Origin of the sequence: Lapillicoccus sp. (genome assembly GCF_036559105.1) — a bacterium.
Lineage (GTDB): Bacteria > Actinomycetota > Actinomycetes > Actinomycetales > Dermatophilaceae > Lapillicoccus.
Map to the genome: position 1 here is coordinate 16,406 of NZ_DATBTV010000073.1, position 12,402 is coordinate 28,807.

Genomic DNA, 12,402 nt, shown 5'->3' on the forward strand with positions numbered 1-12,402 from the left:
ACACAGGGGGCAGGTCGGAGATGGTGAGGGGGGTGTCGCGAGCGCGCCGGTGGGGGGCCGTGTCCACGGTCCTCGTCCTGCTGCTCGGCACCGCCCTCGTCTGGTTCGCCCTCCGCGCCGACGGCGACCTGGTCCGCAAGACCGACCTCTTCGACGGCGGCGTGTGGGTGACCAACGCCGAGCAGGCCCGGTTCGGCCGGCTCAACAAGCCCGCCGGGCAGCTGGACGCCGGCATCGCCTCCCCGGGTACCCAGAGCTCCGGCCTCGACGTGGTCCAGGACGGTGCCGCGGTCCTCGGCGTGAGCAAGGCGTCGAACCAGCTGCTGCCGATCAACCCCAGGACGGCGACGCTCTCCGACTCCAGCCAGATCACCTTGCCCGCCCCGCAGACCGCGGCAACCGGCTCCACGAACCAGGCCGTCGTCGACCTGCGCGGCGGCTCCGTCGCGATCGCCGACCCGGCCAAGGGCAGCGTCTGGGCGCAGCGGATCGACACCCGCGCCGGCGTCGGCACCCTCGAGCAGCTCCAGCCCTCACAGAAGCCGCGGGCCGTCCTCGGCGGTGACACCGTCGTCGCGGTCGGCGCCGACGGCACGGTGTACGCGGCGTCCGGCACCAAGGGCGACCTCGCGACGTTCAAGGTCGGGCCCGGAGGCGACGACTTCGTCGACCCCGTGATGGCCAAGCTCGGCTTCACGACCGCCGCCCTCCAGCTCACCGCCGTGGGTGGCCACTGGGTCGCCCTCGACGGCGCCACCGGCAACGTGTGGTCCGACGAGTCCCCGCAGCCGGTGGCCCTCGGCTCCGTCAGTGGCGCCCCCGTCCTCCAGCAGGCGGGCCCCGACGCCGCGAGCGTGCTGGTCCAGACCGGTACCGCGCTCCTCGCCGTCCCCCTCGCGGGGGGCACGCCGACCGCGGCCGTCGCCGTCCCCACGGCGGGGGTCACCGGCCTCGTCGCGAGCCAGCCGGTCGTACTCGGGGCGTGCCGGCACGCGGCCTGGGCCGGCCCCGACACGGTCTGGTACGGCCGCTCCTGCAGCACGGACGCGGTCCCGGCGGCCCAGACCGACCAGGCCCAGCAGACCCAGCCGGCCGTCGAGCTGGGGACGCTGACCAAGGGCGTCCGCACCGACGGCGTCAAGCTGCGCGTCAACCGCGGACTCATCGCCCTCAACGACCTCGACTCCGGCAACGTGTGGGACGTCAGCGACAAGCCGGTCAAGGTCGACAACTGGGACTCCGTCATCCCGCCGCCGCAGCAGGAGGACCAGAACCAGAAGAAGGACCCGAACCAGCAGGACGACCAGATCGTCACCACGCCGCCGCAGGCGCAGCCGGACGAGCTCAACGTCCGCCCCGGCCGGACCTCGAGCCTGCACGTGCTCGACAACGACTCCGACAGCCAGGGCTCGATCCTCGGCATCGCCCCGGGTGACGTCAGCAAGCCGGACGTGGCCGACGTCAGCGCCGCGGTGTCCGTGGACGGCCAGACCGTCGAGGTGACCGTCCCGGCGAACCCCACCGCCACGACGTTCCGGTTCAGCTACACCGTGAACAACGGCTCCAGCGGCCAGAACTCGCGCGCCACCGGCAGCGTCGTCGTCCACGTCGTCGACGACTCGGTCAACTCGCCGCCGTTCGTCCGCGGCGGCCAGGCCAAGCTGGCGCAGGCCAAGTACCCGGTGGTCCGCAACGGCCACGTCACCCTCGGCGTGGTCGCGGACTGGCGCGACGGCGAGAACGACCCACTGTCGGTCGACTCCCCGGACCCGGCCGTCAGCGTCGACCCGTCCGGAGCCCTGGGCGTGACCGCGCCCGACAACCCCGGGACCTTCCCGGTGAAGTACTCGGTCGGCGACGGCCACGGCGCGTCCGCTGAGGGCCAGGCCAACGTCACCGTCCTCACCGACGACGCCCGTGCCGAACCCCCACAGACCCAGCCCGACGTCGTCCGGGCGGTCGTGGGCAAGCCGGTCCAGGTCCAGCCGCTCGGCAACGACGTCCCCGGCGCCGACCCGACCGACCCGGGCGCGCGGATGCGTCTCGCCTCCGACGTCCGCGGCCCCGGCGCGCTGGTCATCGACAGCAACCTCGACACCAACGTCCTCACCGTCACCGGCAGCGCCCAGGGCACCTTCCTCGTCACGTATGCGGCGCAGGTCGGCTCCGCGGTCGCCGCCGGCCGGATCCGGGTCGACATCCTGCCCAACCCCAGCGACGACGAGCCGCCCGTCGCGGCGCCGGACTCGGCGACGGTCCGTGACCAGGAGCCGGTCATCGCCGACGTCCTGTCCAACGACTACAGCCCCCGCAGCGACGTCCTCGTCGTCCAGAAGGCCACGGCCGACGTCGCGTGGCTCCAGCCGTCCGTGGTCCAGGGCCGATGGGTCCGGGTGCAGGCGGGCAGCCCGCTGACCGGAACGCAGGAGCGTCGGGGCAGCATCGACTACGTCGTCAGCGACGGCACCAGGACTGCCGTCGGCCACGTGTCCGTGGTCCAGAAGCCCCGACCCGAGCAGCAGCCGATGCCCAACGTCGAGGACGACGAGGCGATCGTGCGGCTGGGTGACGTCGTCACCATCCCGGTGCTCGACAACGACACGATGTCCGGCGGGGTACCCCTCAAGCTCGACCCCTCAGCCGTCAAGGTCGTCGCCGGGAAGGGACAAGCCTTCTCGTCCGGCAGCGTGATCCGCTACATCCCCGACGTCGCACCGATCACCACCGACGACGTGGTCACCCTCGAGTACGCCACCTACCCCGAGGGGAGCCCTGACCGGTCGGTCACGGGCCGGATCACCGTCACCGTCAAGCCGCTGCCGACGCCGACCAACCCGAACCAGCCCCCCACCGCGCGCAGCGTCACGGCCAGCGTCACGGCCGGCGACACCATCACCATCACCGTGCCGACCAGCGGGATCGACCCCGACGGGGACCTCACCTACGTCGCCGGCATCGTCGGGCAGGACGGCGACTCCGTCGACCTCTCCCTGGGCCGGGTCACGTCCTTCGGCGCGACGACGGTCAAGTACGAGGCGTACCCCCGCAGTGCCGGCACCGAGGTGATCCGCTACGTCGTCCGCGACCGGTTCGGCGCCACCAGTGAGGCGTTCATCCGCGTCGGCGTGGTCCAGCCCGGCGACCCACAGCCCCCCATCGCCGTCCTCGACGACATCGTCGCGGCGCCGGGCCGCTCGGTGAACGCCGACGTCCTCGCCAACGACCTCATCTCGCCCGACGACGAGGTCACCTTCACCGACCTGAGCAAGACCAACGAGCCGGCAGCCCTGGAGCAGTTCACCAAGCTCGACGACAACACCTTCAGGGTGATCGCCCCCGAGGAGGGGCCGGCCAAGGTCCTCGCGTATGCCATCACGGACGGCCTGTTCGACCCCTCCCGGGCGACGCTGACCGTCCGCGGGCAGAAGGGGTTCAACAACCCGCCGACCGCGCTCGACGACACCGCCGTCCCCAAACCGGGGGAGACGTTCACGACCGTCGACGTCCTCGCCAACGACCGCGACGTCGACGGTGACCCGACCACGTTGCAGCTCGTCGAGGCTGTTGGCGAGGGCGTGACGGTGGTCGGCCGGCAGGTGCGGATCCAGCTGCTGGACCACCCGCGCGTGGTGCCCTACGTCATCGCCGACGCCGACGGCGCCAAGGCGATGGCCCTGGTCTACGTCCCGACCGCAGACAACGGCGCGCCCTACGTCACCCCCGGCAAGGTCGTCCAGATGGACACGAACGGCACGGCCACGGTGGACATCGGTGACTACGTCACCGACCCGCGCGGCCGCACCGTCAAGGTCACCTCGCCCGACACGGTGAGCGCCTCGCCCAAGGAGGTCCTCACCCCCGACCCGCTGAGCGACACCTCGATCAAGCTCACCGCGGGCCACGACTACAACGGACCGGCCGCGCTGATGCTCCAGGTCACCGACGCGACCGGATCCGGAGATCAGGGCGTCGACGCGTCCGCATTAACCGCATACGTCTCGATCCTCGTGCAGATCGGGCCGAAGGTGCCGATCCTGCGCTGTCCGGACTACCTCGTGAACCTCGTCGGCGGTGGCCAGCCGCGCACCGTCGACATCCCGCGGCTGTGCCACGCCTGGCTGCCGACCGGGCTCGACCCGGCCACCGTCGAGTACACGGCGTCGTGGGCCCTGGCGGTGCCGGACGTTGACCTCAAGCAGGGCGGCACCGGTAACCGCGAGGTGACCCTGACCGCCGCACCGACCGCCAGCGGCGACGGCGCGATGACCATTGCGGCGAAGGGGTCCACCGAGTCGTTCCCCATCCGGGTCCATGCCACCCCGACTGCGGGCCCGGTGGCGCAACAGCAGCCACAACAGGTCGCCCAGCAGATCCCCCCGCTGGTCATCCAGCCGATCACCATCGCCGCCCTCAACGCCGGGTCGAGCCAGACGGTCAACATCGCGCCCTACCTGCAGAGTCCGTTGTCCTCGCCGCAGTGCTCCGTCTCCGCTCCGGTCACGGTCCGCAGCGGGAACGGCGTGACCGGCATCGGGTCCGGCTGCTCGGTGACCGTGAACGCGGCCAAGGACGCACGTGGCGCGGCGACCCTGGTGTTCGAGGCCTCCGACGGGCCGGGCCGCCAGGCGAACGGCGAGATCCGGGTGACCCTGCGCGGCGCCCCGGACGCCCCGCAGCGGGTCAGCGCCACGGCCGACCGCGTCGCCGGCGGGCTCGCCCGGGTCAGCTGGTCCCCGCCCGCGAACGACGGCGGCCTGCCCGTGCTCCAGTACGAGGTGCGGGCGAGCACCGGGGCGACCCTGATCTGTCCCGCCTCGCCGTGCACCGTCAGCGGCCTGAAGAACGGCGTCCCGGCGTCGTTCACCGTCCGGGCCCGCAATGCCGTCGACTGGTCGCCGCCGAGCGCTTCCTCGCAGGAGGTCACGCCCGACACCGCGCCGCGCGCGGTCTCGGTCGGCACGGTCACGCCGGGCGACCGCACGCTGGCCGTGAGCTGGTCGGCACCGGTCAACGAGGGCAGCGCCGTCGACCAGTACCAGGTGCAGTGGGTCAACACGTCCGGTGGTGCGGGTGGCGGGACCCGCATCGTCGCCGGCGGGACGCTCACGACCACGTTGAGCGGCCTGGTCAACAACAACCAGTACTCGATCCGGGTCCAGGCCCACAACGGCGCCGGGTGGGGCCCCTACGGCCCCGCCGTCGTCAAGCAGTCGGTCGGGACACCGGCGGCGGTGGCGGCGCCCAAGCTGTCGCCGCGGACCCCGAACGCCAACGACTCCGAGGGCCAGGTGACTCTCACGTGGAACACCACGGACCCCAACGGACCACCGCTGACGAAGTACACGGTCTACCGGCGCGTCGGCGGCGGCGCCTGGGCGTCGATCGGCGGGACCACCGGCACGACCCGGACGCTGGTCAACAGCAACATCCCTTACGACGGGAAGACCTACGAGTACACGGTCACGGCGACCAACGGTGGCGGCAAAGAGTCACCCAAGACGAACACCTCGCCCTACCGCGCCACCGGCATCCCGGCCATCCCGTCGATCAGCGCCTCGACCAACGGCTCGTTCAACTACCTCGCCAACATCACCGTGAAGCTGACCGACTCTCGGGCGTCGAGCTTCACGTCGGTGAAGTGGCGTTCGAGCGCCGGCGAGACCGGGAGCTGGCCGTGCGGTGGCTGCGCCGACGGCTCCGCCAAGGCGTTCACCACGACCAAGCTCGACCCCAAGACGCAGAGCATCTCGGTGTCCGCCTGCAACGACGCGACCCCGGTGCAGTGCTCCGCCTTCAGCGGCGGCTCCCAGGTGGAGCCCTACGGCCCCACGCAGCCGGTGACGGGACTCAGGTCGGCCATCAGTGGCGGTGGCGGCAACTACACGATCACGTGGACGTGGAACAACGTCGCCAACGGCCGCCCGTACTCGGGCATCAGGATCAGCGGCGACATCGACCGCAACCTCGGAGGCGGTGCGGAGAGCGTCTCGCTCAGCGGGGTCAACTACGAGCAGACGAAGTCCATCACCGTCGTGCCCACCGTCACCGTCGACGGCAAGAGCGACGCCGGTGCAGCGAAGTCCGACTCCGCCAGGACGCCCGACAAGCCGCCGATCATCGTCACCGTGTCACCCAGCTCCGACCGCTGCGGTCTGGGCATCGGTCAACCGTGCCCGCAACCGGGCGTCTGCAACACGACCTGCAGCTTCGTCCAGGTCAAGATCGAGAACAGCTCCGGCACCTGGGACTGCAACTTCCGTGACAGCGGGGGTTACTTCGCCGACCACAACATCCTGGCCGACGGGAACACCCACAAGACGACGGCGTACTACGGCGTCCACGGCGGGACGCTGACCGCCAACTGCACACAAAACGGCGTCACGAAGTCCGACAGCTACTCCAACTGGCCCTAGCAGCAGGAAAGAACAGATATGAGCGCACAGCCCGCCGCGACGGCCGGCTCGACGGCCACCCAGGAACAGGTCGAGTGGTTCCGACAGACCTTCGACCGGCTCGTCGAGAACATCGACCGCGCCGTCCTCGGCAAGGACCACGTGACCCGGCTGGCCCTGACCTGCCTGCTCAGCGAGGGCCACCTGCTCCTCGAGGACTTCCCGGGGACCGGCAAGACCCAGCTGGCTCGGGCGCTCGCCGCCTCGGTCCAGGGGTCGAACAGCCGGATCCAGTTCACGCCCGACCTGCTGCCGAGCGACGTCACCGGCGTGACGATCTACGACCCGAACATCAAGAAGTTCGAGTTCCACCCGGGCCCGATCTTCGCGACCATCGTCCTCGCCGACGAGATCAACCGGGCCTCACCCAAGACCCAGTCGGCGCTGCTGGAGGTCATGGAGGAGGGCCGGGTCACCGTCGACGGCGTCCCGCACAGCGTCGGGGACACGTTCATGGTCATCGCGACCCAGAACCCGATCGAGCAGGCCGGGACCTACCGGCTGCCCGAGGCCCAGCTCGACCGGTTCCTCATGAAGACCAGCGTCGGCTATCCCGACGCGGAGGCCACCATGCGGATCCTCAGCGACGCCAAGGTCCGCGACCGGGCCCGCCGCCTCCAGCCGGTCGTCACCGCCGGCGTCATCGGCGACATGGCGGCGCTCGCCGACGAGGTCTACGTCGACCCGGCGCTGCTGTCCTACGTGACCCTCATCGCCGAGGCCTCGCGGCGGCATCCGTCGCTCAAGCTGGGCCTCTCCGTCCGCGGGTGCCTCGCCTACGTCCGATGCGCCAAGACCTGGGCCGCGTCGCAGGGCCGCACCTACGTGGTCCCCGACGACGTCAAGATGCTCGCCGTCCCGGTGCTGTCGCACCGGCTGCTTCTCGACGCCGAGGCCCAGTTCTCCGGGACGACGGTCATCCAGGTCATCGAGCAGATCCTCGGCGACGTCCCGCCGCCGGTCCAGGGCAACGGGCAGGCTCCAGGTCCGGCCCCGGGAGCAGGTATGCCGGCCACCGTCGGTATGCCGGCCACCGCCGGATCCGCCGGGCAGCCGAAGCGGCCCGACCCGGAGGAACTGCTCTGGCCGAAGGAGAGCGACGACGACGAGGCGGCCGAACGCACCCTGCACCGGACCCCGAACCCGGCCGGGCTCGACCCCTCACGCCTCGACCCCCATACGCCGAACCCCGGTTCGACCGAGGGTCGCTGACCGTTCGTCATGACCACCACCGCCACCCGCTCGGCCTCCGACGCCCCGGCCACCCGCCGCTCGCGTCGTGAGGCTGCCCGCCGCCAGAGCGGGCGGGTCCGGGCGACCGGGCGTGCGCTCGCCGATCGCACCCGTCGGGTCTGGGGCCCGCTCGCGTCCGGCGTTCGCTGGGTGTCGCCGCTGGGCTGGGCGATCCTCGCGCTGGGCGTGCTGTGCTGGTACGTCGGCGTCCGGTTCGGCTGGGTCGAGCTGCTCGTCGTCGCGGCCGCCTGCGGGGTCCTCGTGCTCGCGTGCCTCGCCCTGACCATCGGCCGCGTCCACGTCGACATCCACAGCGAGGTCGACCCGCGGCGGGTGACCGTCGGCGACCCGGCGACCGGCCGCATCGTCGTGCGCAACCTCGCCCGAACACCGTTGCTGCCGTTGCTGGTCGAGCTGCCGGTCGGCGTGACGGCCGCCCGGTTCGTCATGCCGCCGATGCGCGCGGGCGCCGAGCACGAGGAGCTGTTCGTCGTCCCGACCCACCGTCGCGGTGTTATCGCTGTCGGCCCCGCACGTACGGTCCGTGGCGACCCCCTCGGCGTCCTGCGGCGTACGGTCGAGTTCTCGCAGGTCCAGGAGCTGTTCGTCCACCCGCGGACGTCCCACCTGGAGTCGCTCGGTGCCGGCCTGCTGCGCGACCTCGAGGGCACGGTCACCGAGGACCACTCGATGAGCGACCTCGCGTTCCACGCGCTGCGCGAGTACCAGCCGGGCGACGACCGGCGCTACATCCACTGGCGGTCGTCGGCCAAGGCCGGCCGGCTGCTGGTGCGCCAGTTCCTCGACACCCGGCGTTCCCACGTCACGGTCCTGGTCGACACGGACCCACGCTCGTACACCGGTGGCGAGGACATCCTCGACGAGTGGACCCGGCAACAGCACGGGCACACCGATCCGTTGATTCCAGCTCACAGCGCCCCCGAGATCCCCGACCTCGAGACGGCGATCAGCGTCGGCGCGTCGATCGTGCTGCGCGTCATGCGCGACGAGCAGGACACGACGATCGTCTGCGGCTCGCACGACATCAGCCGCAGCACCCCTCAGCTGACCCTCGACGTCCTGGCCCGGGTCGAGCCGGCGCCGACCGACCTCACCGCCCTCGCGCTGCGGGCGGTCGACCTCGCCGGCGACACGAGCATCCTCTTCGTCGTCACCGGTCCGCACCGGCCGTTCGTCGAGCTGCAGCGGGCCGGCGCCCAGTTCGGGCCCGAGGTGCGCAACGTCATCGTCGTGGTTGACCCTGGGGCCACGGCGGGCATCAAGCGCGGCGGCGGCCTGACCATCCTCACCGTGACGAACCTGGCCGACCTGCGCCGCGTCATGGCCGCGGGGGTGGGCGCGTGACCGCCACCCCGTCCAACGCGGGCAGCCGTTCGCGCGGCGCCCGCACCACCCAGATCCTGGCCCGCTGGCGGCAGTGGCTGCCGGCCGCGGAGGTCCGTGTCGACCTCGTCTTCTCGGCGGCCCTCGTCCTGCTCGCCCTGGTCGGCTTCAGCACGACCTACTACGGGTATGCGTGGCTGGTCGTCGGCGGGATCGGGGTCGTTCTCGGGCTCCTGGTCAGCCATCTGGTGGTGAGCCGCCGCTGGCCGGCCGTGGTCACCCTGCTGGTCCTCGCCGCGGTCTACCTCCTGCTCGGCGGCCCGATCGCGGTGCGGGAAGGGCTGATCGGCGGGGTGATCCCCACACCGGAGGTGATCGTCGAGCTGGCGTCGACGGCGGTCCGCGGCTGGAAGACCCTCCTCACCTCGCTGCCGCCGATCGACGCGCGCGGACCGTTGATGGCGCTGCCCTTCCTCTTCGGGCTGGTCGGAGCAGCGGCGACCTACACCGTCGCCCGCCGCTGGCGCCGTTCCTACGCACCGCTCCTCGTCCCACTGGCCCTGCTCGGCCTGAGTATCGCCCTCGGCACGCTGACTCCCGCCTCGGTCGCCCTCCAGGGTGCGGTGTTCGCGCTCGTCGCGATCGGCTGGTCGGCGCTGCGCACCGGTCGTGGTCGCCCGACCCTCCAGGACGGTGGCGGCCGCCGCACTCGCGTCGCCACGGTGGCTGTGCTGCTGGCCGTGGCCGTGCTCGGGGGGCTGTTCGTCGGACCTCACCTGCCCGGCTCCGACGACGCCGACCGGACCGTCTGGCGCACCGCGCTGGAGCCGCCGTTCGACGTCAGCCAGTTCCCCAGTCCGCTCGCCGGGTTCCGCAGGTACACCGAACCCAATCCGTCGGAGCTGTTCGACAAGACCCTTTTCGAGGTCTCGGGGCTGCCCGAGGGCACGCCGGTCCGGCTGGCCACCCTCGACACCTTCGACGGTGCGGTGTGGGGTGCCGGCAACGTCGCGGCCGGGGGTTCGACGTCGGGCGCCGGGACCGGCGGGGCCGGGTCCGACGATGCGGGGACGTTCCGCCGGGTCGGCAGCCACATTGCCGCCAGCGGCCCGGGCCGCGAGGTGACGGCGACGGTCCGGATCGTCCAGGACGGCTACGCCGACGTCTGGCTTCCGACCGCCGGTGTCGTGACCGGCATCGACTTCGAGGGCGACGCGGACCGCTCGGCTGCGCTCGGCGACGACCTGCGGTTCAACGTTGTCACCAACACCGGCGTCGTGCCGACCACGCTGCGGGGCGGCGACGCCTACCGGCTCACGGCGGTCGTCCCGAGCCTCCCCGCCGAGCTGCCCACCGCCGTCACCGTCGAGGGCTCGCCCATCGTCGACACCCAGGCGCTCGGGTTCATGGACGCCAAGCTCGACGCCTGGAGCGGCCAACAGTCGGACCCGTGGACCAAGGTGGTCGCGATCGCCAAGGCGATGCGGGCCGGCGCCTACACCGACGGGGGCCCGCCCGGGAACTACCAGAACGTCTTCCTGCCGGGCCACTCGCTCGCCCGGCTCCAGCGGTTCGTCCGGGCCGAGCAGCTGGCCGGCGACGACGAGCAGTACGCCGCGGCGCTGGCGCTCGCCGCCAACCGGCTGGGCGTCCAGGCCCGCGTCGTCTTCGGCGCGACCCCGGAGGCCTCCGGCGAGGTCAAGGGCTCCGACATCCACGCCTGGGTCGAGGTCCACAGTGACGACGGCACCTGGGCGTCGATCCTGCCGCGTGACTTCCTGCCCGACCGCAACAAGCAGCCCGAGCAGCAGCAGCAGCGCTCGGAGGAGCAGAAGACGGGCGCTCAGGTCCCTCCGCCGGTCGCCAACAACCCGCCGTCCGTCCTCCAGGGGCCGGACCAGGCGCAGAACGCCACCCAGAACCGCAAGCCGCCGCCGAAGAACCCGCTCGACCCGAGCACCTGGCCGGACTGGGTCAAATGGCTGCTCACCTACGTCGGACTGCCCCTCCTCGTCCTGCTGTTGGTGTATGCCCTGGTGCGCGCGGTCAAGGCCCGCCGCCGCGTCCGACGGCGCACCCGGGGTCCCGCCGGCGCCCGGATCGCGGGTGGCTGGACCGAGGTGGTCGACACCGCTGCCGATCTCGGGATCGGCTTGCCCCGCAACGCGACCCGGTTCGAACAGGGTGCGTCACTGGACACCCGGGTGAGCGACGCATACGCCTTCCGTCCGCTCGCGGTCCGCGCCGACGCCCACGTCTTCGCCCCGTCGGCGCCGTCGCTGGAGGAGGCGGGTGCCTACTGGGTCGAGGTCAAGGCCGCCCGAAAGGTCCTCCGTCGGCAGGTCCCGTGGTGGCGGAGGCTGCTCGCCGACGTCTCACCGAGCTCCGCGCGTCGTCCGGGCGGCCGGGCGCCGGCACGACGTCGCAGCCCCTTGCGCGGGCGCCGGGAACCGGTGACGCTGGCGCCGTAGAAATCCGGTTGCGGCCGGGTGTATCAGTCGTGGGATCTGGCGCATCTGTCGGATGCGTTCCGGACTTCGCGCGGGAAGGCCACTGATGAGCCAGCTGGACGGGCACACCGACCTTGCGACGCTCCTCACGGCTGCCTCCGAGGGAGACCAGGAGGCCTGGAACGTCATCACCGACAGGTTCACCAGCCTGCTCTGGTCGGTCGCCCGGTCCTACCGGCTGGGCTCCGACGACGCCGAGGACGTGGTCCAGAACACCTGGCTGCGGTTGCTGGAGAACCTGACCAAGATCGACAACCCGAAGGCCCTACCAGGATGGCTCGCGACGACCGCACGAAGAGAGGCGCTGGGAATCCTGCGCCGCCGTGGCCGGACCGTGCTGACCCGGGACGAGGATCTCGGTGTCGACCTGGCCGATCCGACCTCGACGGAGCTGGACTCGGCCCTGCTCGAGGACGAGCGCGACGTCGAGCTCTGGGCGTCGTTCGCGAGGCTGTCCGAACGGTGCCAGCAGCTGCTGCGGGTGCTGATGGCCTGCGACCGGCCGGTCTACGCGGAGGTCTCGACGGCGTTCGACATGCCGATCGGGTCCATCGGCCCGACCCGGATGCGCTGCCTGGAGCGGCTTCGCACGCTGGTGGCGGAGTCCGGGTACCACTTCGACGGGCCGATGGATCGGCCGAGGGAGGCGCGTAGCTGATGAGCGACCGCACGCGAGGCTCGTCCGACCTCGACGAGGCCGACATCGAGCTCCTCCGGCGCCTCGGCGCCATCGCCGAGGTCCTCGACCCCGTCCCGGACCACGTCCGGCAGACGAGCCGGGCGCTGTTCTCGCTCCGCGACCCCGATGCCGACCTGATGGAGGTCGTCGCGCTCGACGGCGACCAGCTCGAGGCGGTCCGGGG

The 12,402-nt window shown here is 71.8% G+C and carries 4 protein-coding genes and 2 pseudogenes; all 6 read left to right on the top strand.

The genetic code is table 11. From position 1 onward, the window contains the following. The first annotated feature begins 59 nt into the window (after window positions 1-59). Window positions 60-6,413: an Ig-like domain-containing protein gene (locus tag VIG79_RS09540; protein ID WP_331884960.1), complete on the top strand. Its 6,354-nt coding sequence runs from the start codon at window positions 60-62 to the stop codon at window positions 6,411-6,413. Between the two features lie 18 nt (window positions 6,414-6,431). After that, a pseudogene (locus VIG79_RS09545) lies at window positions 6,432-7,418 on the top strand (AAA family ATPase); the annotation flags it as partial. 255 nt (window positions 7,419-7,673) lie between these two features. After that, window positions 7,674-9,050 carry a DUF58 domain-containing protein gene (locus VIG79_RS09550; protein ID WP_331884962.1) on the top strand — a complete coding sequence of 459 codons (1,377 nt, stop codon included), beginning with the start codon at window positions 7,674-7,676 and terminating at the stop codon, window positions 9,048-9,050. Then, entirely contained in the window at window positions 9,047-11,500 is a 2,454-nt protein-coding gene (locus tag VIG79_RS09555; protein ID WP_331884964.1) for a transglutaminaseTgpA domain-containing protein, read from the top strand. The genes VIG79_RS09550 and VIG79_RS09555 overlap by 4 nt, the downstream gene beginning before the upstream one ends. Window positions 11,501-11,585: 85 nt before the next feature. Next, complete coding sequence (locus tag VIG79_RS09560) at window positions 11,586-12,197, top strand: sigma-70 family RNA polymerase sigma factor (protein WP_331884966.1); 612 nt, start codon at window positions 11,586-11,588, stop codon at window positions 12,195-12,197. Next, window positions 12,197-12,402: pseudogene (locus tag VIG79_RS09565) on the top strand (hypothetical protein); the annotation flags it as partial. The gene VIG79_RS09560 and the pseudogene VIG79_RS09565, both read left to right, overlap by 1 nt.